Source organism: Bacillus sp. FSL H8-0492, from assembly GCF_038006145.1.
Taxonomy (GTDB): domain Bacteria; phylum Bacillota; class Bacilli; order Bacillales; family Bacillaceae_G; genus Bacillus_A; species Bacillus_A mycoides.
The window spans coordinates 1596552-1622086 of record NZ_JBBOUP010000001.1 but is presented as its reverse complement, the minus strand read 5'-3'; the positions used below and the strand labels follow the sequence as shown (position 1 = coordinate 1622086).

Annotated in this window: 22 protein-coding genes and 1 pseudogene; 5 read left to right on the top strand and 18 right to left on the bottom strand. The window is 37.4% G+C overall.

Annotated features, from left to right (window positions below; translation table 11 throughout):
* Nucleotides 1-68: 68 nt before the first annotated feature.
* The gene (locus tag MHH66_RS08285) at nt 69-3797 is read left to right on the top strand and encodes a Gly-Xaa-Xaa repeat protein (protein WP_340866698.1); all 3729 of its coding nucleotides are present in this window, start codon (nt 69-71) and stop codon (nt 3795-3797) included.
* 79 nt (nt 3798-3876) lie between these two features.
* Here the strand turns inward: MHH66_RS08285 and hfq are convergent, their stop codons facing one another.
* Nucleotides 3877-4101: an RNA chaperone Hfq gene (gene hfq / locus MHH66_RS08280; RefSeq protein WP_000813896.1), complete on the bottom strand. Its 225-nt coding sequence runs from the start codon at nt 4099-4101 to the stop codon at nt 3877-3879.
* Between the two features lie 21 nt (nt 4102-4122).
* Nucleotides 4123-5076, bottom strand: a complete 954-nt coding sequence (miaA, locus tag MHH66_RS08275) for a tRNA (adenosine(37)-N6)-dimethylallyltransferase MiaA (protein WP_002185122.1) — start codon at nt 5074-5076, stop codon at nt 4123-4125.
* A 181-nt stretch (nt 5077-5257) separates the two neighbouring features.
* On the opposite strand from miaA, the gene MHH66_RS08270 reads away from it, so the two are divergent.
* On the top strand, nt 5258-5503 hold the full coding sequence (locus tag MHH66_RS08270) for a hypothetical protein (RefSeq protein WP_002014695.1): 246 nt from the start codon (nt 5258-5260) through the stop codon (nt 5501-5503).
* 62 nt (nt 5504-5565) lie between these two features.
* On the opposite strand, the gene MHH66_RS08265 is transcribed toward MHH66_RS08270, so the two are convergent.
* The 8 genes from MHH66_RS08265 to gabP all read right to left on the bottom strand — a co-directional run bounded on the left by MHH66_RS08265 (nt 5566) and on the right by gabP (nt 14576).
* Nucleotides 5566-6531, bottom strand: a complete 966-nt coding sequence (locus MHH66_RS08265) for a 3D domain-containing protein (protein WP_078185574.1) — start codon at nt 6529-6531, stop codon at nt 5566-5568.
* A gap of 348 nt (nt 6532-6879) precedes the next feature.
* On the bottom strand, nt 6880-8739 hold the full coding sequence (locus tag MHH66_RS08260; RefSeq protein ID WP_078185575.1) for a PTS fructose transporter subunit IIABC: 1860 nt from the start codon (nt 8737-8739) through the stop codon (nt 6880-6882).
* A 13-nt stretch (nt 8740-8752) separates the two neighbouring features.
* Nucleotides 8753-9664 (bottom strand): 1-phosphofructokinase, encoded by a 912-nt coding sequence (gene pfkB, locus MHH66_RS08255; protein WP_078185576.1) that lies wholly within the window; start codon nt 9662-9664, stop codon nt 8753-8755.
* Nucleotides 9661-10413: a DeoR/GlpR family DNA-binding transcription regulator gene (locus MHH66_RS08250; RefSeq protein WP_002128628.1), complete on the bottom strand. Its 753-nt coding sequence runs from the start codon at nt 10411-10413 to the stop codon at nt 9661-9663. The genes pfkB and MHH66_RS08250 overlap by 4 nt, the downstream gene beginning before the upstream one ends.
* A 156-nt stretch (nt 10414-10569) precedes the next feature.
* On the bottom strand, nt 10570-11733 hold the full coding sequence (locus tag MHH66_RS08245; protein ID WP_078185577.1) for an iron-containing alcohol dehydrogenase: 1164 nt from the start codon (nt 11731-11733) through the stop codon (nt 10570-10572).
* Nucleotides 11734-11850: 117 nt separating this feature from the next.
* The gene (locus tag MHH66_RS08240; protein WP_000228316.1) at nt 11851-12393 is read right to left on the bottom strand and encodes a DUF420 domain-containing protein; all 543 of its coding nucleotides are present in this window, start codon (nt 12391-12393) and stop codon (nt 11851-11853) included.
* Nucleotides 12394-12709: 316 nt separating this feature from the next.
* The gene (locus MHH66_RS08235; protein ID WP_078175321.1) at nt 12710-13048 is read right to left on the bottom strand and encodes a hypothetical protein; all 339 of its coding nucleotides are present in this window, start codon (nt 13046-13048) and stop codon (nt 12710-12712) included.
* Nucleotides 13049-13181: 133 nt separating this feature from the next.
* Nucleotides 13182-14576, bottom strand: a complete 1395-nt coding sequence (gene gabP, locus MHH66_RS08230; RefSeq protein ID WP_000360102.1) for a GABA permease — start codon at nt 14574-14576, stop codon at nt 13182-13184.
* A gap of 270 nt (nt 14577-14846) precedes the next feature.
* Between gabP and MHH66_RS08225 the strand changes: the two genes are divergently transcribed.
* Nucleotides 14847-15929, top strand: coding sequence for a chitinase (locus MHH66_RS08225; RefSeq protein WP_078185578.1), 1083 nt, complete (start codon nt 14847-14849; stop codon nt 15927-15929).
* 54 nt (nt 15930-15983) lie between these two features.
* Here MHH66_RS08225 and MHH66_RS08220 read toward each other — a convergent pair.
* Both MHH66_RS08220 and MHH66_RS08215 read right to left on the bottom strand, forming a co-directional pair.
* Nucleotides 15984-17195: pseudogene (locus MHH66_RS08220) on the bottom strand (M20 metallopeptidase family protein).
* A gap of 124 nt (nt 17196-17319) precedes the next feature.
* Nucleotides 17320-18213 (bottom strand): metallophosphoesterase, encoded by an 894-nt coding sequence (locus tag MHH66_RS08215; protein WP_002167779.1) that lies wholly within the window; start codon nt 18211-18213, stop codon nt 17320-17322.
* Between the two features lie 196 nt (nt 18214-18409).
* Here MHH66_RS08215 and MHH66_RS08210 point away from each other — a divergent pair, with 196 nt between their 5' ends.
* The gene (locus tag MHH66_RS08210; RefSeq protein WP_002014675.1) at nt 18410-19225 is read left to right on the top strand and encodes a formate/nitrite transporter family protein; all 816 of its coding nucleotides are present in this window, start codon (nt 18410-18412) and stop codon (nt 19223-19225) included.
* A gap of 141 nt (nt 19226-19366) precedes the next feature.
* A complete protein-coding gene (locus tag MHH66_RS08205; RefSeq protein WP_002033657.1) occupies nt 19367-19639 on the top strand; it encodes an HU family DNA-binding protein in 273 nt (90 codons plus the stop codon).
* A 19-nt stretch (nt 19640-19658) separates the two neighbouring features.
* Here MHH66_RS08205 and MHH66_RS08200 read toward each other — a convergent pair whose 3' ends face one another.
* From MHH66_RS08200 to MHH66_RS08175, 6 genes are all read right to left on the bottom strand, one after another.
* Nucleotides 19659-20138 (bottom strand): GNAT family N-acetyltransferase, encoded by a 480-nt coding sequence (locus MHH66_RS08200; RefSeq protein WP_002033656.1) that lies wholly within the window; start codon nt 20136-20138, stop codon nt 19659-19661.
* Nucleotides 20139-20356: 218 nt separating this feature from the next.
* A complete protein-coding gene (locus tag MHH66_RS08195; protein WP_063219213.1) occupies nt 20357-22777 on the bottom strand; it encodes a heavy metal translocating P-type ATPase in 2421 nt (806 codons plus the stop codon).
* Nucleotides 22778-22871: 94 nt separating this feature from the next.
* On the bottom strand, nt 22872-23078 hold the full coding sequence (gene copZ, locus MHH66_RS08190; RefSeq protein WP_002033654.1) for a copper chaperone CopZ: 207 nt from the start codon (nt 23076-23078) through the stop codon (nt 22872-22874).
* A gap of 192 nt (nt 23079-23270) precedes the next feature.
* Nucleotides 23271-23573, bottom strand: coding sequence for a metal-sensing transcriptional repressor (locus tag MHH66_RS08185; RefSeq protein ID WP_002014668.1), 303 nt, complete (start codon nt 23571-23573; stop codon nt 23271-23273).
* Nucleotides 23574-23865: 292 nt separating this feature from the next.
* Nucleotides 23866-24093, bottom strand: a complete 228-nt coding sequence (locus MHH66_RS08180; RefSeq protein WP_002190443.1) for a hypothetical protein — start codon at nt 24091-24093, stop codon at nt 23866-23868.
* 308 nt (nt 24094-24401) lie between these two features.
* Nucleotides 24402-25472, bottom strand: a complete 1071-nt coding sequence (locus tag MHH66_RS08175) for a helix-turn-helix transcriptional regulator (RefSeq protein ID WP_078185579.1) — start codon at nt 25470-25472, stop codon at nt 24402-24404.
* Nucleotides 25473-25535: the final 63 nt, after the last annotated feature.

Here is a 25535-nt window from a genome sequence, read left to right as displayed (position 1 = left end):
CATTTAACTACTCTCTGCATCTACTATGATGAGTTTCGTTCACATTCTTATTAGAAAGGAGAGATTTAATGTCTCGCTTTAACGACAATCAAAATAAATACTCCAATCCATGCTTTCCAACTAGCGCTGGACGAATTCCAACTACCCCAACGATTCCAATTACTAAAGCGCAAATTAGAACATTCCGTGCAATCATTAACGATTTAATAAAAATAATCCCTAAACTTTTCGCCAATCCATCTCCCAAAAACATTGAGAATCTAATAGATACATTGCACCTACTAAGCAAATTCATCTGTTCACTAGACACTACTTCCGCTCTGAAAGCACAAGGATTAGCCATCATTAAAAACTTAATAACTATATTAAAAAATCCAACCTTCGTAGCAAGTGCTGTATTTGTTGAACTTCAAATTTTAATTAATTATTTACTTTACATTACAAAGTTATTCCGAATTGATCCTTGTACACTCCAAGAACTCCTTAAATTAATTGCAGAGTTACAAACTACTCTAGTTAATTCAGCTTCGTTCGGCAGAGGACCTACTGGACCTACTGGACCTAGAGGTAACACGGGCGCTACTGGTGCTACCGGACCTAGAGGTAACACGGGCGCTACTGGTGCTACCGGACCTAGAGGTAACACAGGCGCTACTGGTGCGACCGGACCTAGAGGTAACACGGGCGCTACTGGTGCGACCGGACCTAGAGGTAACACAGGTGCTACTGGTGCGACCGGACCTAGAGGTAACACGGGCGCTACTGGTGCTACCGGACCTAGAGGTAACACGGGCGTGACTGGTGCTACCGGACCTAGAGGTAACACAGGTGCTACTGGACCTCAAGGCGTTCAAGGTAACACAGGTGCCACTGGACCTCAAGGTGTTCAAGGTAACACAGGTGCTACTGGTTCCACTGGACCTCAAGGCGTTCAAGGTAACACAGGTGCCACTGGTTCCACTGGACCTCAAGGTGCTCAAGGTAACACGGGTGCTACTGGACCTCAAGGCGTTCAAGGTAACACAGGTGCCGCTGGACCTCAAGGCGTTCAAGGTAACACAGGTGCTACCGGTTCCACTGGACCTCAAGGTGCTCAAGGTAACACGGGTGCTACTGGACCTCAAGGCGTTCAAGGTAACACAGGTGCTACCGGTTCCACTGGACCTCAAGGCGTTCAAGGTAACACAGGTGCTACTGGACCTCAAGGCGCGCAAGGTAACACGGGTGCTACTGGACCTCAAGGCGTTCAAGGTAACACAGGTGCTACCGGACCTCAAGGCACTCAAGGTAATACGGGTGCTACTGGACCTCAAGGCGTTCAAGGTAACACAGGTGCTACTGGACCTCAAGGCGCGCAAGGTAACACGGGTGCTACTGGACCTCAAGGCGTTCAAGGTAACACAGGTGCTACCGGACCTCAAGGCACTCAAGGTAATACGGGTGCTACTGGACCTCAAGGCGTTCAAGGTAACACAGGTGCTACTGGTTCCACTGGACCTCAAGGCGTTCAAGGTAACACAGGTGCTACTGGACCTCAAGGCGTTCAAGGTAACACAGGTGCTACTGGTTCCACTGGACCTCAAGGCGTTCAAGGTAACACAGGTGCTACTGGTTCCACTGGACCTCAAGGCGTTCAAGGTAACACAGGTGCTACCGGACCTCAAGGCACTCAAGGTAATACGGGTGCTACTGGACCTCAAGGCGTTCAAGGTAACACAGGTGCTACTGGTTCCACTGGACCTCAAGGCGTTCAAGGTAACACAGGTGCTACTGGACCTCAAGGCGTTCAAGGTAACACAGGTGCTACTGGTTCCACTGGACCTCAAGGCGTTCAAGGTAACACAGGTGCTACTGGTTCCACTGGACCTCAAGGCGTTCAAGGTAACACAGGTGCTACCGGACCTCAAGGCACTCAAGGTAATACGGGTGCTACCGGACCTCAAGGTGCTCAAGGTAACACAGGTGCTACTGGACCTCAAGGCGTTCAAGGTAACACAGGTGCTACCGGTTCCACTGGACCTCAAGGCGTTCAAGGTAACACAGGTGCTACTGGTTCCACTGGACCTCAAGGCGCGCAAGGTAACACGGGTGCTACTGGACCTCAAGGTGCTCAAGGTAACACGGGTTCCACTGGACCTCAAAGCGTTCAAGGTAACACAGGTGCTACTGGACCTCAAGGCGCGCAAGGTAACACAGGTGCCACTGGTTCCACTGGACCTCAAGGCGTTCAAGGTAACACAGGTGCTACTGGTTCCACTGGACCTCAAGGTGCTCAAGGTAACACGGGTGCTACTGGACCTCAAGGCGTTCAAGGTAACACAGGTGCTACTGGTTCCACTGGACCTCAAGGCGTTCAAGGTAACACGGGTGCTACTGGACCTCAAGGCGTTCAAGGTAACACAGGTGCTACTGGTTCCACTGGACCTCAAGGCGCGCAAGGTAACACGGGTGCTACTGGACCTCAAGGTGCTCAAGGTAACACGGGTGCTACTGGACCTCAAGGCGTTCAAGGTAACACAGGTGCTACTGGACCTCAAGGCGTTCAAGGTAACACAGGTGCTACTGGTTCCACTGGACCTCAAGGTATTCAAGGTAATACAGGTGCCACTGGACCTCAAGGCGTTCAAGGTAACACGGGTGCGACTGGTATAGGAGTTACCGGACCTACTGGACCTTCTGGTGGGCCTCCTGGACCTACTGGACCTCAAGGCGCTCAAGGTAACACAGGTGCTACCGGACCTCAAGGTGTTCAAGGTAACACAGGTGCTACCGGACCTCAAGGTGTTCAAGGTAACACGGGTGCTACCGGACCTCAAGGTGCTCAAGGTAACACGGGTGCTACCGGACCTCAAGGTGCTCAAGGTAACACGGGTGCTACTGGTTCCACTGGACCTCAAGGTATTCAAGGTAACACGGGTGCTACCGGACCTCAAGGTGTTCAAGGTAACACAGGTGCTACTGGACCTCAAGGCGCTCAAGGTAACACGGGTGCTACTGGACCTCAAGGCGTTCAAGGTAACACAGGTGCTACCGGACCTCAAGGCACTCAAGGTAATACGGGTGCTACCGGACCTCAAGGCACTCAAGGTAATACGGGTGCTACCGGACCTCAAGGCACTCAAGGTAACACGGGTGCTACCGGACCTCAAGGTGCTCAAGGTAACACAGGTGCGACTGGTATAGGAGTTACCGGACCTACCGGACCTTCTGGACCTTCTGGACCTTCTGGACCTCAAGGTATTCAAGGTAACACAGGTGCTACCGGACCTCAAGGTGTTCAAGGTAACACGGGTGCTACCGGACCTCAAGGTGCTCAAGGTAACACGGGTGCTACCGGACCTCAAGGTGTTCAAGGACCAACGGGTGCGACTGGTATAGGAGTTACCGGACCTACTGGACCTAGCTTCCCAGTAGCAACAATCGTTGTAACAAACAACATCCAACAAACAGTAATCCAATTTAATAACTTTATTTTTAGTACTGCAATTAACGTAAACAATATTATCTTTAACGGCACAAATACAGTTACTGTTATTAACGCTGGTATTTATGTAATTAGCGTATCTATTTCTACAACTGCGCCAGGATGCGCTCCACTTGGAGTAGGAATTTCAATTAATGGAGCAGTTGCTACTGACAACTTCTCTTCAAATCTAATAGGCGACTCACTTTCATTTACTACAATCGAAACATTAGCTGCTGGAGCAAACATTTCTGTCCAATCTACTCTTAACGAGATTACGATCCCTGCAACAGGAAACACTAACATTCGTCTTACTGTATTTAGAATCGCTTAAATTTCACTATTTATTGTTTATGGCAAATAAAAAAAGAGCGAGAAGCTCGCTCTTTTTTATTATGTACAATAATTCATTACTACTCTAATTCAATTGAAACATTTTTTTGTGGTACAAATGTAGAAATTGCATGTTTATAAATAAGCTGTTGCTTACCTTCTGTTTCCAGCAGGACTGTAAAATTATCAAATCCTTTAATTAATCCACGAAGCTGGAAACCATTTAATAAGTACAGCGTAACGAACGTATTCTCTTTACGGAGTTGATTTAAAAACTGATCTTGAATATTGATTGATTGCTTCATGTCGAATCCTCCTCTTTTTCTCTACTTACTATTATTCGACTTTAGTTGTAGCTTTCCTTCTATGTATCGTAAAATTTCTGACGTTTTTTCACCATCAGTAACATCGAACCACGTGACATCCATCTTATTACGGAACCACGTTAATTGACGTTTTGCATAACGGCGTGAATTCGTCTTTAATTGTGATACCGCTTCTTCTAAAGATACACGATTCTCAAAATAATCATATATCTCTTTATAACCAATCGCTTGAATGGATTGACAATCTCGCACTCCTCTTTCATGTAAACCTTTTACTTCTTCTAATAAACCTTGTTCAATCATTAGGTTAACACGTAAGTTAATGCGATCGTATAGCATTTCTCGATCCATTGTCAAGCCAATTAATGAAACATCGTACAGTAACTCATTTTCTTGTTTTTCGAGCTGGTTACTCATTTTTTCACCGGTCGTGTGAAAAATTTCTAACGCCCGAATAACACGCCTTACATTATTGGCATGAATACGCTCCGCACTTTCTGGATCTACTTCTTGCAACTTTTTATGTACATATTCCACACCGTGTTCTAATGCTAACTTTTCCATCTGTTCTCGGTATGTAGCGTCCCCAGCCTCATCTGTAAACTGGTAATCGAATAGAACAGATTGTATATAGAGACCGGTTCCACCAACAATAATTGGTAATTTCCCGCGCTCTGTAATTTCTCGAATGCACTTACGGACACTTTCTTGAAATTCCGCCACAGAAAATGAATCTTCCGGATCTTTTATATCAATCATATAATGTGGAATTCCGTCCATCTCATCTGTCGTCACCTTTGCAGTCCCGATATCCATCGTACGATAAATTTGCATGGAATCACCACTAATAATCTCACCATTCAACGCTTTTGCAAGATCGATACTTAATTTCGTCTTTCCGACAGCAGTTGGCCCAATGATGACAGCAACTTTTTCACGTTGCACTTCTCCCATATCATTCAACTCTCTTTATGTAATATACTCCATCTATTGATTATACCCAATCTTACCAATTTTAACGGCATGATTGCAAGTTCTTTGAATCCAGTACATGAAATTACACAAAAAAAAGAGCATAGCTTGTCCAATTCTGCATATACATGATAAAAAATAGCTCGGAGAGGGTGCAATGACTATGAAACAAGCGACTATCGATTTTCCATTATTAATAAAAGACCTTATTTTAGCTACTGCTACAAAAGAACAAAATTGTTCACAAGAAGAATTATACTTCGCACTAAATTGTTTACTACGTTCCTTTCATTCTACTCTTCAAGAAACAACGTTACATCCAGAAAATAAAAATACAGAGTATATGCAAACTCAATTTTGCACCGCGTATAAAATTATTACAGGTAAAACAATTTACCCTTTTCAATAATTCTTATATAAAAAAAGCGGCCGCTTAGACATTTTTAAGCAGCCGTTTTTTATTTTAATAAATTATTTTATAACTTTCACTTTAACGGATTTACGACCCCAACTATCAGCAGTGCTATCTGAACCAACTAAAACATCAATACGGTTTCCTTTAATCGCGCCACCAGTATCTCCAGCAATTGCTTCTCCATATCCTTCCACCCACACTTTTGATCCGAGAGGAATTACTTTCGGATCAACAGCAATAACTTTCATATTTGGATTCGCTGTTAAATCATGCCCCATCGCAGTTAACACACGACCACCATATGTGCCATTTTCACTCGGGTGAGCTGTGTAAGCTGTCGCTTCTACTGTTATTTCACGACCAGCAGGTTCACTTGTTTCAGTAGGTTTTGCCACTGGCTTAGTTGCCGGCTTCGCTTGCGCTACTGGTTTACTTGATGCTCCACTTTTAACTGATTCTTTTCCATTAACTGCCGTATCATTTTTAGCCGGCGCTTTCTCCTTAACTGATGTATCATTTTTAACCGCCGTTTTCACCTTAGTTGGCGCTTCATCTTGAGCTGGAACTTCTTTTCTTTCAATAACAGGTGCTGTACCTGTTAAAAATGGTATGTGAACATACGCCGCTTTCCCGCCATATTCGAATTGTAACCATTCGTTTTGTACTTGATTTGTCGTTTCAATCAAGTCATCTTTTTTAAGCGTGCCAAGAATTTCTGAATCAGTATTCGCTCCAGCACGAATGTTTAATACGTTTGCTGTTACATAATAAGAACTTTTCGTAAACTCAGCACTTACAAAAGCTTCTTTACCATCTAATTTAATTTTGGACCATCCGTTTTCTGTATTTATAACATCTAATTTATTTCCACTTAACATTTTACCTACAAGTTTTGATTCTACAGTTGGGTTTTCTCTAACGTTTAATACATCTGTTGTTACAATCGTTTCCGCTTTAGCAGAACCTGCAAAAATCCCAAGACCAAAAACTGCTGCTGTTGCTATACCTAATAATTTTTTCATGAATAGCCTCCATTTGCTTTGTTTTCGTGTTCTCATTATAGCAACAGTTTTTTGTAGAATTTCGAAAATCACACAATTACAAAGCATTCGTAATAAACGATTAATGATTTGTAACATAAATTTCCATATTAAAGAATTGTATTTCTACCAAAATTAGCAATAGTTTTCATATATTTCTCACAAATTAGTATAAGAATTTTTTTCCAAAAAAAATTACAGTATTACTTTTTTGTTACAAAAAAATCACTTTTCATTACATCTTTTACCAAAATCCATCATAATCCAATTATTAAATTACTTTTTGTAACGAAAAAGGAACAACTCCTATTAGCTGTCCCTTTTTATCTTTTATTTAACTTTCTTCTTCCAAACACCTATCATAATAGCTGAAACAATCGTTCCAATTAATATAGAAACAATATATAGCAACGGTTTATTCACTAATGCGATAACAAACAATCCACCATGCGGTGCCGGCAATGTAATTTGGAATAACATAGATAAGGCACCCGCGATACTTGAACCAACAACACAACTTACTATTACTCGAACCGGATCGGCAGCTGCAAATGGAATCGCACCTTCTGTAATAAACGATGCTCCCATAATATAATTTGTTAAACCAGATTTACGTTCTGCTTCTGTAAATTTTGTTTTAAAGAATGTGGTTGCGAATGCAATCGCAAGTGGCGGTACCATACCACCAGCCATAACTGCTGAGTGCACTCCAAAATTCTGCGCTTCTATTGCAGCAATACCAAATGTAAATGCCGCTTTATTAATTGGACCACCCATATCAATTGCCATCATACCACCTAAAATAAGACCTAATAATATAGCATTCGTACCGTTCAAACCATTTAACCATCCTGTTAACATTTCATTTAATGCTACTACAGGCGGATTTACTACTTTTTGCATAACAACTCCTGTAATCAACAATCCAAAGACTGGATATAACAAAACAGGTTTAATTCCTTCTAACTGTACTGGTAATCCTGAAAATAATCTTTTCAATCCTAAAACAACATATCCAGCTAAGAAACCAGCAATTAATCCACCTAAAAATCCCGCATTCGCTTGTGCTGCTAAAAACCCACCTACAACACCAGGCATAAAACCAGGACGATCAGCAATAGAACTCGCAATAAATCCAGCTAAGATTGGTACAAGGAATAAAAACGCACCTGTTTTTCCTCCCCCAATAGACATGAACAATTCAGCTAAAGGACCTTCCGCTTTTATACCACCAAACGAAAACGCTAGTGCAATTAAAATTCCACCACCAACAACGAACGGAAGCATATTACTTACACCGCTCATTAAATGCTTATAAATTCCTAGCCCTTTTTCTTTCTCTACATTTTCTGCCTTCCCATCCTCTTTTACCCCTTTAAAGATTGGTGCATCTTGTTTTATAGCTCGATTAAGAAGGATTTCAGTTTTTCTAATCCCATCGGCGACTGGTACTTGAATGACATGCTTCCCAGCAAAACGATTCATTTCTACTTGTTTATCTGCAGCTACAATAATAGCCGTTGCGCGTTCAATGTCCTCTTTCGTTAAATCGTTTTTAACACCTGTTGATCCATTCGTTTCAACTTTAATCGCTATTCCTAACTCTGCTGCTTTTGCTTTCAAACTATCCGCAGCCATATATGTGTGAGCGATACCAGTCGGACAAGCTGTAACAGCTAATACGTATGGCTCATTCCCTTCCGGCTTTGCTACTTCAACTTCTTCGTCTTCTTTTTCATTCTCTTTTTCATCAAATAAACGGAGAAGCTCATCCTCATCCTTTGCTTCTAATAATTGCTTGCGGAACCCTTCATCCATCAATAACGTAGAGAGACGAGATAACGTTTCTAAATGAGTATTATTCGCCCCTTCACTCGCAGCAATCATAAAAAACAGATGTGCAGGCTGTCCATCAAGCGACTCATAGTTGATACCGCTTACACTTCTACCAAAACAAATCGATGGTTGTTTAACGGCATTCGTCTTCGCATGAGGTATAGCAATCCCTTCCCCTATGCCAGTTGTACTTTGTGACTCCCGCTTTAAAATAGATTCTTTAAATTCAGCTTTACTATTTAAACGATTTGCCCCGTTTAATTTTTCAACTAATTCATCTATGACAGCTTCTTTATTTGAAGCTGTCAAATTCATAATGACTGTATCCCTTTTTAATAGTTCTGTAATTTTCATATGTTGCTTCCCCCTATCGCTTAGCTACAATTACTTGCGACAATAATTCTTCTACCTTTTCCTTTGTACATAAATCCGCCGAGAATGCTGTTGCACTTCCTGTTGCAACGCCATATTGAAATGCCTTTTCAATATCTTTTGTCTGTTCATATTTACCTACAAATCCTGCAACGAGAGAATCTCCGGCCCCAACCGAATTAATTACAACACCTTTTGGAACAGTTGCTTCATATATACCTTGTGCCGTAAATAATAAAGCCCCATCTCCAGCCATTGATACGATAACATGCTCTACACCTTGTTCAACTAATTTTCTTCCAAACGGTAAAACATCTTCTACTGTTGAAATCTCTACTCCGAATAACTCACCAAGTTCATGATGATTAGGCTTTATTAAAAATGGTTTATTTTTAATTACATGCTGCAGCGCACTTCCACTTGCATCGACTACTACGCGAATACCTTTCTCAGCTCCGAGCGCTGCGATTGATTCATAAAAAGTAGTTGAGATAGACGCCGGTACACTTCCAGCTAGTACAACACAATCTCCCTGCCTCATACTTTCGATTTGTTTCATTAATTGTTCAAATTGTTCATTTGTCACATTAGGACCTTGCCCATTTAATTCTGTCTCTTCTTGCCCTTTTATTTTCACATTAATTCGGGAATCACCGTCTACTTGGACGAAGTTTGTTGTTACACCTTCCGCCTGTAATACACCTTTAATAAATCGACCGGTAAATCCACCAGTAAATCCAAGCGCTACATTTTCAACACCTAAACGATGAAGAACACGAGAAACGTTAATGCCTTTCCCTCCAGGAAATTTCATATCTTTCTCTGCTCGATTTACTGCGCCTAAATCGAAGGAATTAACTTGTACTACATAATCAATAGATGGGTTTAAAGTAACTGTATAGATCATTGTTTATCAGCCTCAATTACATTGGTTTGTCTTTTATATTTTTCTAAATCAATTTCTAAATGGTTTGTAATAATATTCGCTTCTTCAACATTGGCAATTTTCGCAAATGCAACTTCTGAGAACTTACTTTCATCAATTAAGAAATATCCTTCGTTTGCAAATGTTAATGCCATTTGTTTTAAAAGTGCCTCTTCTGGATCTGGAGTTGTAAAACCAAGCTGTTCATGTACACCATTTGCTCCTAAGAAACATTTATCAAAACGGTACTTTTGCATGCTTTCCTGTGCCATAGCACCAATTAAAGCTTTCGTCCTACTTTTCATCATCCCGCCTAGTAAATATGCACGAATATTATTTTCAACTAAAGCTTCAATATGCATAAGTCCATTCGTAACGACAGTAACATCTTTATTTATTAAAAATGGAATCATTTCAAATGTTGTACTTCCCGCATCTAAATAAACGCAATCCCCTTGTTCAACAATACTAGCCGCATACTTGGCAATTTGTTGTTTTATTTGAATGTTTTTGGATGATTTTTCAATCATCGTTGGCTCCTGTCCTTTTCCTGTTAAAACAGAGGCACCACCATGAACTCTTTTTAATAACCTTTGTTTTTCTAATTGTGCTAAATCACGACGAATTGTCGATTCAGAGCTTTCTGTTCTTTCAACTAATTGTTGTAATTTAACAACCTTCTGCTCTTTTACAAGTTGCAATATCATTTGATGACGTTCAGGAGTTAACATTTTATTCACCTCTTCTTTGATTACAGTATAATGAAAACGATCACAAAAATCAACCATAAACAGTCAAAAATAATCACTATCAATCAAAACCGGTTATAAACAAAAAAAGAAACCTATTTGATACAACAATCAAATAGGTTTCTTCTCTCGCTTCACTTATAAAGAAGCTTTATAAATTGCAAGAACATCATCTTTATTTAATTTTTTAAAGTTACCGAATTCACCATAAGTCATCGCTTTATCCGCCATTAAGTCAATTTCACTTTCTCTAATAGCGTAATCAGCTAATGTTACTGGAGCTTCAATTGAAGTCCAAAATTGACGTAACGCCTCAATTCCCTCTAATGCAACCTCTTTATCTGTCTTCCCATCTGTTTCTACATCGAATACACGAATAGCGAACTGTTTAAAGCGACTCACATTTTCATCTATAACATGCTTCATCCAATTTGGGAATAGAATCGCGAGTCCGCCCCCATGCGGTATGTCATGAACAGCAGAAACTGCATGCTCAATATTATGAGTTGCCCAATCTCCTTTTACTCCCATCGCTAAAATGCCGTTTAACGCCATAGTACCGCAATATAAAATTGTTTCCCTATGCTCATAATTTTCTAGATCACTTAAAAGCTTAGGAGCTGTTTCAATTACTGTTCTTAAAACAGATTCACAATAACGATCTTGTAATTCTGTATTCATGCCGTGATGGAAATATTGCTCTAATACGTGCGACATAATATCGACCATACCATAAATCGTTTGATCTCTCGGCACAGACGAAGTATGTAGTGGATCTAAAATTGAAAACTGAGGGAATGTAACTGGACTGCCCCAGCCGTACTTTTCATTCGTTTCCCAGTTTGTAATTACAGATCCTGCATTCATTTCAGAGCCTGTTGCCGCAAGAGTGAGTACAGTACCGAACGGTAACGCCTCGCTAGCAAATGATTTTTTCGTTACAATATCCCATACATCTCCATCATATTTACTACCAGCAGCAATCGCCTTCGTACAGTCGATTACACTTCCTCCGCCAACCGCTAAAATAAATTCGACTCCATTGTCTTTACAAATTTGAATCCCTTTCTTTACTGTTGATAAACGAGGATTCGGTTCAACTCCTGTCAACTCAAATACTTCCGCATTTATATCCTTTAAAATAGAAATCACATTATCATAAATACCATTTCTTTTAATGCTGCCTCCCCCGTATACGAGAAGAACTTTTTTACCGAACTGTGGAATTTCCGTTTTTAACTGCTCTAACTGTCCTTTACCAAAAATAAGTTTTGTCGGATTACGAAATACAAAATTTTGCATATATCTTTACCATCCCTTCTATATAAAAAGCAACTATACTTTTGTATACCACAATTTTTTCATTTCACAAAAATATTTGCCTAATAAAAAAATCCCAGCCTACAGGCTGAGATTTTTTTATTGATAATAAGGTGAGATCATTAAGTAAACAATAACACCAGATAAACTTACATATAACCAAATCGGCATCGTCCAACGTACAATTTTACGGTGACGTGTTAATTGATTCGTAAAACCAAACACAAGTGCAAACAATGCAAGCGGTACAATAATTGCTGCAAGGATAATATGTGTAATTAAAATGATGAAATACACATATTTAATGAATCCTTCTCCGCCAAAATGTGTTGCTGGCGCCAAGTAATGATACGATAAATAAGAAACACAAAATAGCAACGTCGTTGTAAATGCTGCTAGGATGAAACCACGGTGCATTTTCACATTCTTCTTAATAATAGAGTATAAAGCTGCTAATAAGAATACGAACGTAAAGCTATTAAAAATTGCATTTAACATTGGTAAAATTGTTACATCAAAATGTACTTCTCCTTCATAGCCAACAGGTCCAAAGAACAAAAATAAAATAATCGCATTTACAATTACAGAAAGCGTTATCACAATAGGAGCATAGCTTTTCTGATTCGTTGATTGATCCACCAAAATGGTCACTCCTCTTCCTTCAAATATGTATACGTAACCTCACTATTTTAACATATTATTCACAGTGTAAATGTGACAATAGTTTGACACAGTAAGACAGGGCAAAGAAAAAATCCTTCTTAACAATACTTCTTAAGAAGGATTTTATCGCTTTATTATTCAAATAGCAATGCGATTAGTTTTTGTTAAAAAACGTACTGCTATACGCTTGATATATTTCAGACACTTGATATCCCATTAATGAAATTGCTGTTAATGAAAAGAAACCAATCATAAGAAATCGAAACCACATATAAATCTCCTCCTTGTATTTAGCTTAAAAAGCAGTCGCTATATTACAAGTTGAGTGGCACTCTTCATCGTCACTTTCCTTTTTCTTTACAATTGCTGTTATAAATCGAATCATAAAGAAAATCACAAAAGGAAATTGTTCGTAATTTACCTTGGCATAGTTTGGCAACGGCTCGCGCTGCACATCGAACGGAGATGAGAAGGAATAGAACATACCTTGCTCTTCCATATATACAATTACAATTTTCATACAAAACATTATTCCTAGAAATGAAACAATATCTTGCCATTCTGTCGTATATAAAAAGTTATACAGCTCTAATACGTACTCTTCCATCGTCATCCCCCCTTCCTTTTTTACCATTTTGCTCGCCTTCATATAAAAAGTCAAGAAAAAAGTTTATATTCACTATGACAATAGTAATTACTTGTTTCTATGATTATATATGATTCTTTTATAGCAATGATTGGGTGTAACTCTCTTCTAAAACAAGAAATTAGAATCGAACAGATTCCTCATTCTTACTTTTAGGATTCAACAATGTACTATTTTTATTTCTATTAAAAATAAAATAAGAAATTATTATAAGAACAGTAACAAGCATTGTTAAAAGCGCTTGTGAACGTAAAGATTCAATTGCGAGCATGGCAACTAAAACTGCTATAATCGCAGCAATTGTAACATATGTTACATATGGAAAAAGCCACATTTTCACTTTCAAATTTTGTTGTTCCGCTTTCCCCATTTTTTTACGTATCTTGAAATGTGAAACTGCTATAACGAGATAAACGAGTAACGCAATCCCGCCAGATGCATTCACTAAAAATAAAAATACTTTATCTGGAGATATGTAACTAAAAACAACTCCAATGTAAGCAAAGAAAGTTCCAAATAAAACCGCCCGAACTGGAACACCACTACTATTCAATTTCAAAAATGCCTTTGGCGCATCTCCTCTTTCTGCCATTGAAAAAAGCATTCTTGAGTTCGTATATAAACCCGAATTTAAACAAGAAAGTACAGCTGTTAAAACGATAAAATTCATAATTTGCGCTGCCGCTGGTATCCCTATATGTTCCAGTACCGCCACAAATGGGCTTTTTAGTATGTTCGCCGAATTCCACGGAAGGAGTGTAACAACTACAGCGATCGATCCAATGAAAAATACGAGAATACGCCAAATTACACTATTTGTTGCTGTTTTGACTGCCTTTACAGGTTCGGCAGACTCTCCAGCGGCCACTGCAACAATCTCAGATCCCATAAATGAAAATATAACGACGGTGATTCCAAGTAACACCGAACTTATACCATTTGGCATAAATCCTCCTTGACCTACCAAATTCGAAGTGCCAGGTGCTTCCGTTCCTGGTACAAATCCTAAAATAACAGCTAGTCCAAGACAAAGGAACAAAACAATACTTATTACTTTAATAAATGAAAACCAATATTCAAATTCTCCAAATGATTTCACCGAGAAAACATTCGTCAACGTTAATAAAATCGTTAATATTAAGCTTAATAACCAGAGTGGGATTTCTGGAATCCAGTATTGAATAATACCAGCACCTGCTGTAGCTTCTATTGCAATAACAATTACCCAGAAAAACCAATATAGCCACCCAATTGTATAACCTGCCCATGGACCAATTGCCTCTCTTGCATATGTTGCAAATGAACCACTTGTCGGATTAATAGCTGCCATTTCTCCTAGCATTCTCATAACGAAAATAACTAGAAGTCCTGCTAATGCATATGAAACGATAGAACCTGGACCTGCTGAATGCACAACCGCACCACTTCCAACAAACAAACCAGCTCCTATTACGCCACCAATGGAAATCATTGTAATGTGGCGTATTTTGAGGTCTTTCTTAAGATTTTTATCCAACTCTTGTACATCCCCTTCCAAACTCAATTTTGAAATTTACGTAAGAGTATTATGTGAAAAATCTTATCCTATACTTTAAAATATATCAAAATATTCTGAATTTAACAATCGTAATTCGACCTCCTTCAAAAATTATTTCATTAGGTTTAATAATTTCCCATACACAATTGTTGAGAAAATTATAGTCACCTTACAAGAGAATGAATTTTCAGATACCATTAAATAAACAAGATTATACATCTAGACAACTTTTTGTATAGGAGTGTTGATATGTTAAACAAGTTCAAATTCATTTGTTGTACTTTAGTAATTTTCTTACTGCTACCGCTAGCTCCCTTTCAAGCACAAGCAGCAAACAATTTAGGATCAAAATTACTCGTTGGATACTGGCATAACTTTGATAACGGTACTGGCATTATTAAATTAAGAGACGTTTCACCAAAATGGGATGTACTCAATGTATCTTTCGGTGAAACTGGTGGTGATCGTTCCACTGTTGAATTTTCCCCTGTGTATGGTACAGATGCAGAATTCAAATCTGATATTTCCTATTTAAAAAGTAAAGGAAAAAAAGTAGTTCTTTCAATAGGTGGACAAAATGGGGTCGTTTTACTTCCTGACAATGCTGCTAAACAACGTTTTATTAATTCCATACAATCTCTAATCGATAAATACGGTTTTGATGGAATAGATATTGACCTTGAATCAGGTATTTACTTAAACGGTAATGACACTAATTTTAAAAACCCAACAACTCCTCAAATCGTGAATCTTATCTCAGCAATTCGAACGATTTCAGACCATTACGGTCCAGATTTCCTATTAAGCATGGCTCCTGAAACAGCTTATGTTCAAGGCGGCTATAGCGCATATGGAAGCATCTGGGGTGCATATTTACCTATTATTTACGGAGTGAAAGACAAACTAACATACATTCACGTTCAACACTACAACGCTGGTAGCGGGATTGGAATGGACGGTAATAACTACAATCAAGGTACTGCAGACTACGAAGTCGCTATGGCAGATATGCTCTTACATGGTTTTCCTGTAGGTGGTAATGCAAATAACATTTTCCCGCCTCTTCGTTCGGATCAAGTCATGATTGGACTTCCTGCAGCACCAGCGGCCGCTCCAAGTGGCGGATATATTTCTCCAACTGAAATGAAAAAAGCTTTAGATTATATCATTAAAGGAATTCCTTTCGGAGGAAAGTATAAACTTTCAAATCAGAGTGGCTATCCTGCATTCCGTGGCCTAATGTCTTGGTCTATTAATTGGGATGCAAAAAACAACTTTGAATTCTCTAATAACTATAGAACATATTTTGATAGTCTTTCCTTGCAAAAATAATAAAAAACAACAATAGGTTTTATATGACCTATTGTTGTTTTTTATTTATGTAAATTACTTTTTCACTTCTACATGATGAAGAAATTCTTTTCCATCTCTTGAATAACTATTCACAAGACTTAAAAGCAACTTCCCACCAACCAACATCGCACGTTCATCAAAATCGAATTGAGGATGATGGTGTGGATATGTTGCCCCTATTTCTTCATTACCAGCACCTGTGAAGAAAAATGCTCCTGGAACATGTTCTAAGTAGTATGCAAAATCTTCTCCGCCCATAATAGGTGGTACTTCCATGACCCTTTCTTTGCCAAGATCGTGTTCCGCAACCGTCATAAAATGACGTGTTTCAGCTACATGATTTATTAATATTGGATAGCCTCGTTTATATTGAATATTAACTTCAGCATGAAGGGACTGACAAATCCCCTCAACAACTCGTCTAAATTCCTTCTCCATATATTCTCTCACTTCAGGATCTAACGTTCGAATGGTTCCTGTAAACGTAGCAGTATCCGCAATAATATTATCGGCTTACCCGGCATGGAATGTACCAACTGTTAAAACTGCTGATTGAAGTGGATCGACTTTTCTACTCACTAAAAGTTGCAACTGATTAATAACTTGTGTTGCAACGATAATAGCATCTACAGTATGATGTGGCATACCGCCGTGACCGCCTCGCCCTTGAATCTTCACTTCAAAAGTATCAGCTGCCGCCATCATTGCTCCAGCTTTCGTTCCAACAATTCCTAAAGGCATCTGAGAAGATAAATGTGTACCAAAAACAACATCTACTCCTTCTAAACAACCATCCTCAATCATGGCAATTGCTCCGCCAGGCTCTTTCTCTTCTGCATGTTGATGAATAAGGACTATTTTTCCTGAAAGTTGGTCTCTGTTATCACTTAATATTTTTGCAACTCCTAAAAGTGTTGCTGTATGTCCATCATGGCCACAAGCGTGCATTACACCAGGAACCTTTGATTTATATGAAACTTTCTTTTCATCTTGAATAGGTAGTGCATCAAAATCAGCACGTAGCGCCATCGTCTTCCCAGGTATTCCACCTTCAATTACGCCGATTACCCCTCTTCCCCCGACATCTGTTTTCACATCAATATGAAAACTTTTTAAAATTTCAGCTATTTTTTTCGGTGTTTCTATTTCTTGAAACGATAGCTCTGGGTATTGATGAAAATCTCTTCGCCACGAAACCATTTGATTATATAAACTTTCCAATTCTTTATGCCATGTTTCTATCATAGAAATTCCCCTTTCTTTTTAACAGTTTAAATAAAAAATACATAATATTCTGTATTTAATCAATAAAAAAAGAGAACTTTCTTTAAAAGTACTCTTAATTCTTCAAAATATTAAACGTTCTACTTCAGTCACTACTTTGCTTCAATACAAATAGTGAAAGTTCCGGTACACTCAAAAATCTAACAGGCATTCGGGTTGTCCCAATACCACGATTTACGTATAAATGTAACAGCTTACTCTTCCCTTCTAATTCATACATACCTTCAACATGACTCTCAGCTAGTTTTGTAGTAATTAAAGGACCTACAAAAGGAATTTGAACTTGTCCTCCGTGACTATGTCCTGACATTTGAAAATCGACTGGATAACGAGATACTTTATCTACAACATCCGGCTCATGTATTAATAGCATATTGAAATCTTGTTGTCTTAAGTTTTTTAAAGTCGAGTCTATTTGTGGCTTCCCTAATAAAAAATCATCCAAACCTGATATTGTAATATACTTGCCGTTTTCCGCTTTAATTTTCTGCACTTCATTTACTAACACAGAAAAACCAGCTTCCTCCATATACTTTTTGTAAAATAAACTACCGCCCCCACCTCTATCATGATTCCCAAACACAGCATATTTTCCTAGGGGAGCTGTAATTTTCTGCAAAATAACCTTTGCTTCTTCTCTTTCCGCACTATAGGATCCAAACTTATCTATTAAATCTCCTGTAAAAACTACTATATCTGGATGTAATTCATTCATCTTCTCCACCAAATTTTCTAGTTGTTTCAATGTAAAATCTGGTCCTAAATGTACATCTGAGAACTGCAATATTTTTTTATTATTAAACTCTTTAGGAATTGTAGGAGCTTCTATTTCATTCCACGTAACTGTTACTAGTCTTCTTTCTATTTCAGTCGCATAGAAATACAAACTTACTGGTATCATTAATATACTTATGAAACTAATAATAAATATCTTTACGATTGATTTTTTTCGTTCTTTTTTTACATGATGCGTATTCATGTTTTCACCTCTAAAATCACTTTAAATCCTTATTGTTACATTAATGTGACAACATGAACAATGTTCGTTATATCCAATTTCATCCCCATTCACTTTGACAAATTTATACAGAAGTCATATCATATTTTTATCATACATAGATTCTTTAAAATGTTCCTTCTATTCATTCTATCATTTTATTGAGGAGAGATTATTCATGTCTGTATTTACACCAGAAGAAATTACGGAACTTGCTGCTAATTCTGGAAGAAAAAAAGCTCATTTATCATTGCTCCCTATGCTAATTCTCGGTTTTTTTGGTGGTGCTTTCATAGCATTAGGATATTTACTTGATATCCATGTTATCGGAACAATGCCAAAATCTTGGGGATCATTTACTAGCTTTTTAGGTGCTGCCGTATTCCCTATCGGTCTTATACTCGTTATCCTTGCAGGCGGTGAATTAGTAACTGGCAACATGATGACCGTTTCAATGGCATGGCTTCACAAAAAAATCGACTTATTTCACTTCATACGAAATTTAGTTATTGTTACGTTTAGCAACTTCATAGGTGCTATATTCGTCGCTTATTTTTTTGGTCATATCGTCGGCTTAACGGAGGGAGCTTTTTTAGCAAAAACAGTTTCTATTGCACAAGCTAAACTACAAGATACACCACTGCAAGCCTTCATTTCTGCAATCGGGTGTAATTGGCTCGTTTGTTTAGCTGTTTGGCTCAGTATGGGAAGTAAAGAATTTATCGGAAAGATTGTCGGTATTTGGTTCCCTGTTATGACTTTTGTTGCGATTGGATTTCAACACGTTGTAGCCAATATGTTTGTCATCCCAGCTGCAATTTTTTCTGGTCATTTAACTTGGGTTGAATATTTTCCAAACTTCATTTTTGTTTTCTTCGGAAACTTAGTAGGGGGTATGTTATTTGTAGCATTACCTTATTTCATATCTTATAATAAGAAACTACCTTCCAATAAAGAGCAAACTGCATTAAAGAAAAAATCTGTATCCGCTTAAATTGAATGTCTATAAATTGGTCCTAAAAAATATTACAAATTTCATTTTTTTTGCGAATATATGTACGTACACTTGTTCTCGAATGTTTTATACGTTATAATAACAACTTAAATAGCATTATTTACATATGAGGTGAAAAACATGAATAAGACAGAATTAATTAAAAACGTAGCACAAAACGCTGAGATTTCTCAAAAAGAAGCTACTGTAGTTTTACAAACTGTAGTAGAATCAATCACTAACTCTTTAGCTGCTGGCGAAAAAGTACAACTTATCGGATTCGGTACATTCGAAGTTCGTGAAAGAGCTGCTCGTACAGGCCGTAACCCACAAACGGGTGAAGAAATGCAAATCGCAGCTTCTAAAGTACCTGCTTTTAAAGCTGGTAAAGAACTAAAAGAAGCTGTAAAATAATGAAAAATAGCCTTCTCATTTATGAGAAGGCTATTTTTTTCATGACATAATTAATAAAAATCTGACCATTATGCTGCTTATTTTGTTCCTTTATGCAAATAAAACCTTTGCTTTCAAAGAAAGGTTTTGCTGTAATACTCGCCTCTGTATATATATCCCTATGCTGCAAGTTCACTGCTTCTTTTTCTAACTTCTGTAGTATGTATGATGCTATCCTTTTTCCTTGATAATCTTTATGCGTAAATAAGCGATCTACGTAATGATCATCATTATAATCCCCAAATCCCACTATCACACCTTTATAATCAGCAACGTAACAAATATTCTTTTCTAAAGACTGTAGCCATCTCTCTCTATCTAGTCGCTCTGGGGCCCACGCCTGTAGCTGTAACTCGTTATAATCTTTTGCATTCACCGTATGAACCGTTTCATAGAACAATTGTAATACTTGCTCTAAATCCTCTTTCTGGAATGTTCTAATTTTAATATCTTTAAACATATGTAAAACTCCTTATCAAACTAACTCTTTTATTTCGGTTATCCGGATAATTATTTCGTGTTTATTTTCGAAGCAGTTTCTTCCACTATATATGATTCTACTTCTGCTCTTTCTATATTATATCGACTTTTCCTTCTAAACGAACAATAAACAATACTTATACAAAGTATTGTTTATTGTAAAAAAGCATATTAAATTCGCTTTATAGCTGAAAGTGTTTAAGATTTCAATTTAACTCTTTGTAATCTTAATGCATTTAATACGACTGATACAGAGCTAAATGCCATTGCTGCACCTGCAACCCAAGGTGCTAAGAAACCGAGCGCCGCAATTGGAATTCCTAGGCCGTTATAAGCTAACGCCCAGAATAGATTTTGCTTAATATTTCTAATCGTCATTTTACTCATAAAAATTGCATCAGCAATACTATTTAAATCACCACGGATTAACGTAATATCTGCCGCTTCCATCGCTACATCCGTTCCGGTTCCAATTGCCATACCGATATCCGCCGTAGCCAGTGCAGGAGCATCATTTATTCCATCTCCAACCATTGCTACTTTCTTACCTTGCGCTTGCAGTTTTTTCACTTCTTCTGCTTTTCCTTCTGGTAATACTTCTGCAATTACGTGATCAATACCAACTTGCTTAGCGATTGCCTGAGCAGTTTGTGTATTATCTCCTGTAATCATAACAACGTCTAGACCCATTTTCTTAAGTCTTGCGATAGCTGCTTTTGAAGTATCTTTTACAGTATCCGCAACAGCCACTATACCAGCATATTCTTTATTAATCGCAATAAGCATTGCTGTTTTTCCTTCTCGTTCTAGCGCTTCCATCGATTTAGAAACCTCTTCAATATCAATATCGAATTTCTTCATTAATCGACGTGTACCAATTAATAATTGTTTCCCTTCTACAACTGATTCGATGCCGAATCCTGGAATCGCTTCAAACGTTTCTGAACTTGGGATATCAATTTTCTTTTCTTTAATTCCTTCTACAATCGCTTCTGCAAGTGGATGTTCAGAATTTTTTTCTGCCGCACCTACTAAACGTAGTATTTCTTCTTCATGGAATCCATCTGCTACAATTACGTCTGTTAAAACAGGCTTCCCGTTTGTCACAGTACCTGTTTTATCTAGAATAACTGTATCTAATCGGTGCGTTGCTTCTAAATGTTCTCCACCTTTAAATAAAATACCATACTCAGCTGACCTTCCTGATCCCGCCATAATAGATGTAGGTGTCGCAAGACCTAAAGCACATGGACAAGCAATAACAAGTACTGCTATCATTTTCTCAAGTGCTCCGCCAAAATCACCAGGTGTAACAAATATCATCCACACCGCAAATGTAATAATAGCAATTACAACTACAACAGGTACGAAAATACCTGAAATTTGATCTGCTACCCTTTGAATAGGAGCTTTTGAACCTTGAGCCTCTTCTACTACTTTAATAATTTGAGCTAATGCAGTATCTCTTCCTACCTTAGTTGCTTTAACTTTTAAAAATCCATTTTTATTCATTGTAGAGCCAATTACTACATCCCCAATTGTTTTATCAACAGGAATACTCTCGCCTGTTAACATCGATTCATCTATCGCTGATTTTCCTTCTACAATTTCTCCATCTACTGGGATTTTTTCACCGGGTTTAACATAGACAACATCACCAGCTACCACTTCTTCGATTAAAATTTTCATCTCTGTTCCATCTCGCACAACTGTGGCAGTTTTCGCTTGTAGTCCCATCAACTTTTTAATAGCTTCTGATGAACGCCCTTTTGCTCTCGCCTCAAATAATTTACCTAAAATAATTAAAGTAATAAGTACCGCACTCGTTTCAAAATATAAATCTGTCATATGTTCTGAAGAACCAATCGACCTAATACTTAAATACACACTATAGAAATAAGCTGCGGACGTTCCAAGTGCCACAAGAACATCCATGTTTGCACTTTTATTACGTAACGCTTTATAAGCCCCAACATAAAACTGGCCTCCAATTATAAACTGTACTGGAGTTGCAAGAGCTAGCTGCACCCAAGGGTTCATAAGCATATCAGGTAAATAAATAAATGATGTAAATGAGAAATGACTTACCATTGCCCACAGTAACGGGAATGATAAAATAAACGAAATGATAAATTTCTTCTTTTGTCGTTCAATTTCTTGTAAGCGATGATCAGTTGATCCATCTTGCTCATCTGATTTCACTTCCAATTTATATCCTAATTTCGTGATTGCACTCTTCATTTCATTTACATTAATTTCATCAGGATTAAAATCTACTGTAGCTGATTCCAAAGCGAAATTTACTGTCGCTCCGTTCACACCTTCTAACTTATTTAAACGCTTTTCTACTCTATTCGCACATGCTGCGCATGTCATCCCTGAAACAGTAAACTCAGCTTTATCACTTACAATTCCATATCCTAGTGACTCAACTTTTTCCTTAAATTGTTGTGGATTTGTTTTATGGGGATCATACATTATTTTTGTTTTTTCAAGTGCAAAATTTACATTTGCATCATGAACACCTTCTACTTTTTTCAGGCCTTTTTCAATTCTATTTGCACAGGCTGCACATGTCATGCCTGATATTTGGAGATTGGCCTCTTTTTGTTCATTCATGTCTCTCACCTCTATATACCCTTATAAGGTATAATTTTTAGCAAAATAAATCGTACTCCATATAAAGTACGATTTATTTCTATATTAAAAATTATTATTGAATTTCATAACCTTGATCTTCAATTACAGCAACGATATCTTTTAACGTTACAACTGATGAGTCGATAGTAACTTCAACAGTTCCTTCTGCTAATTGAACTTTTACTTGTTCAACACCGTTTAGTTCTTTCACATTACTTTCAATAGAATTTACACAATGCCCACAAGACATACCCTCAACTTTTAATGTTAACTGTTCCATTTAAAATCCTCCTCTTGTTTATTCATTGTTTATTAATCACAACTATATCTTACCATACCCCCCTAAGGTAATCAATGGTTTTGTATCATGATTTTTATTTTTTTCTAAAATCTTTTTTTTGCTCCAATTATGAATTTATATATCTTCTCCTATATAAACAAAAGCCAAGCTAGTCAAATGCTAGCTTGGCTTTTATGCTTTTGAAAAACGTTCAAATACTGTCATTAATTCTTCAATTGCTTCGTCACCATTACCATTTTTAATAGCTCCTGAAACACAATGACTCGTATGATTTTTTAAGACACCCATTCCTACTTTTTTCATCGCTGCATTAATCGCAGAAATTTGAACTAAAATATCCACGCAATAACGATCATTTTCAATCATATTTTGAATACCACGGACTTGGCCTTCAATTCTCTTTAATCTATTTATAATTTGTTCTTTTTCTTTTTCTGATCTATGTGTTACTGATTCATGGTCCTTATGATCCATATTATCACCTTCTTAAAGTTTCTCTTCATCCAATAAAACAATTGCTTTTATGAGTATACCAATTATATCATCAAATATCTATGTAGGATACCCCATATGAGTATATTTTCGCTTTATGATTATTCTTAACACATCATTAGCTTCTCAGTCTCAATTAATATGATACCCTTTCTTTTTTTCAAAAAAACAATAATAAGCAGGGATTGTCCATCCCCGCTTATTATTCATCCACAAATATAAAAGTCTCAATTTTCACACGTGTAAATTGAGACTTTTTTCCTCCTATATATAATTATTGCTGATCACATACTTTTGTATCATTCACTACTGAAGTTCCTTCAACGGTTACCGTATGAAAACAGTCATTTACACGAACTGTCACAACATTATCTTGCCGATCAATGATATGATAGTCATTAAAATTTTTATTCAGAGCACTGCGAATTTGTTCTCCTTCGTAAATTGGAATACCATGTGATAAAACCCAAATAAGCCCAGCGATAGCAAGAATAGTTTTCATACGATTTACCTCCTTGAGAATATAGTGAACTTTTAATCCATGCTTTTTCAGCTCTATTAATCATGAATGGAATGAATCAAGCCTTTTTGGAAATAAGTTCATTTCGTCTATTTTATGTTTATGCTAATTGTGACCGAATTGTGACAACTTTTTGTCTATTTAGACGAAAAGTTGAAACAAAACTTTCAAAAAGGACAATTCTACTTATAAAAAAAGGTTATGGAATGTTTCATCCATAACCTTTTTTCAGCTCTATTCTACAACTCATCCACCGTACTTCATGTGATTTTTGTAGAGTTATTTTATTTTTATTCATCGACATCAAAACAAAATCTTGAAAAAACTTCCCACACGAGTTCATTTCTACTACTTACCCCAGTCTTTTCAAAAATGGATTTTAAATGATCTTGTACCGTGTATATAGATATACAAAGTTCATGGGCTAATTCCTTTGTCGACATACCTGTAAGAATTTTACGTATTACTTGCTTCTCACGTGTTGTAAAACTATACACTTCCGTAATAAGCGGAAAGATTTCTTCCGGTCTTGCTCTTTCGAATAGAACAACATAACCACCCTGAAAACTACTTGTACGTTCTAACTTACTGGCCCGAATGATTAAAAAATGTCCATAGGCTAAAGGTATACAAACTTTTTCTTCTCTATTCATACAACCTACATTATATTCGTTAGCCTTTACTTTCGAACAAACCGCACGTATTGGCCTTGGTATTTCTTTTATATTTAACTGTTCATACTTTCTAAGATTTGAAAGCCAATCGCTGCCATCTTGATTCCAATATAATAAATTAAAATCCTCACTTAATATAATCGTACCTGTCCCTATTACCTTCTCTTCTGAAAAAGGTTTAGGAAATGCCTTTTTTAAAGCCTCTCCAGCAATCGGGACTACCATTGCTAAATACTTACAATTATCTATATGAAAAGCGGGACTTGTACTCCCTCGAAATAAACTAAGATGCCCAAAACAGTTCCCCTTACTCATACAAACGCCCCTTAATTCATCTCCAAAACTTGCTGGTTTTAAAATATTTCGGTATCTAGAGCTTTTCTTTTGTTCACCATTTGTCACCATACTAAGAGAAGCAACATGAGGATAGTGTTCTGATAAATATTTAAATTTATTAAAATCATCTTCTAGAAATTCATTCATAAACAATTGTGGATGAATCTTTTCAACACTTTCATCCGTAAATGCCCCAGTAGATAAAAAAGAAATTGGGTCTATAGCTGTAAAACAAGCGGCGTCAAAATCAATGACTTTACGTATTAAGTGGAGAAATGACTCTTGAAATGTCCTTATAGAACTTATACGATTCGCTACCATTGTAATTTCTTTCGTTATTTTTTCATACATCCTCTTCCCCCCAGATTTACGGGATTGTTTCCCTTCATAATTTCATTCCATAATAAACCTATA

Excerpts from the sequence above, each read along its gene's own strand:
- MHH66_RS08215 (WP_002167779.1), bottom strand. The coding sequence starts at position 18,213 with ATGAATACGCATCATGTAAAAAAAGAACGAAAAAAATCAATCGTAAAG.
- hfq (WP_000813896.1), bottom strand. The coding sequence starts at position 4,101 with ATGAAGCAATCAATCAATATTCAAGATCAGTTTTTAAATCAACTCCGT.
- MHH66_RS08195 (WP_063219213.1), bottom strand. The coding sequence starts at position 22,777 with ATGAATGAACAAAAAGAGGCCAATCTCCAAATATCAGGCATGACATGT.
- MHH66_RS08265 (WP_078185574.1), bottom strand. The coding sequence starts at position 6,531 with ATGAAAAAATTATTAGGTATAGCAACAGCAGCAGTTTTTGGTCTTGGG.
- MHH66_RS08180 (WP_002190443.1), bottom strand. The coding sequence starts at position 24,093 with ATGAAAACTATTCTTGCTATCGCTGGGCTTATTTGGGTTTTATCACAT.
- MHH66_RS08185 (WP_002014668.1), bottom strand. The coding sequence starts at position 23,573 with ATGGATCATAAGGACCATGAATCAGTAACACATAGATCAGAAAAAGAA.
- miaA (WP_002185122.1), bottom strand. The coding sequence starts at position 5,076 with ATGGGAGAAGTGCAACGTGAAAAAGTTGCTGTCATCATTGGGCCAACT.
- MHH66_RS08225 (WP_078185578.1), top strand. The coding sequence starts at position 14,847 with ATGTTAAACAAGTTCAAATTCATTTGTTGTACTTTAGTAATTTTCTTA.
- MHH66_RS08250 (WP_002128628.1), bottom strand. The coding sequence starts at position 10,413 with ATGTTAACTCCTGAACGTCATCAAATGATATTGCAACTTGTAAAAGAG.
- MHH66_RS08260 (WP_078185575.1), bottom strand. The coding sequence starts at position 8,739 with ATGAAAATTACAGAACTATTAAAAAGGGATACAGTCATTATGAATTTG.
- copZ (WP_002033654.1), bottom strand. The coding sequence starts at position 23,078 with ATGGAACAGTTAACATTAAAAGTTGAGGGTATGTCTTGTGGGCATTGT.
- MHH66_RS08175 (WP_078185579.1), bottom strand. The coding sequence starts at position 25,472 with ATGTATGAAAAAATAACGAAAGAAATTACAATGGTAGCGAATCGTATA.
- MHH66_RS08200 (WP_002033656.1), bottom strand. The coding sequence starts at position 20,138 with ATGTTTAAAGATATTAAAATTAGAACATTCCAGAAAGAGGATTTAGAG.
- MHH66_RS08205 (WP_002033657.1), top strand. The coding sequence starts at position 19,367 with ATGAATAAGACAGAATTAATTAAAAACGTAGCACAAAACGCTGAGATT.
- MHH66_RS08235 (WP_078175321.1), bottom strand. The coding sequence starts at position 13,048 with ATGGTAAAAAAGGAAGGGGGGATGACGATGGAAGAGTACGTATTAGAG.
- MHH66_RS08210 (WP_002014675.1), top strand. The coding sequence starts at position 18,410 with ATGTCTGTATTTACACCAGAAGAAATTACGGAACTTGCTGCTAATTCT.
- MHH66_RS08270 (WP_002014695.1), top strand. The coding sequence starts at position 5,258 with ATGAAACAAGCGACTATCGATTTTCCATTATTAATAAAAGACCTTATT.
- pfkB (WP_078185576.1), bottom strand. The coding sequence starts at position 9,664 with ATGATCTATACAGTTACTTTAAACCCATCTATTGATTATGTAGTACAA.
- MHH66_RS08245 (WP_078185577.1), bottom strand. The coding sequence starts at position 11,733 with ATGCAAAATTTTGTATTTCGTAATCCGACAAAACTTATTTTTGGTAAA.
- MHH66_RS08285 (WP_340866698.1), top strand. The coding sequence starts at position 69 with ATGTCTCGCTTTAACGACAATCAAAATAAATACTCCAATCCATGCTTT.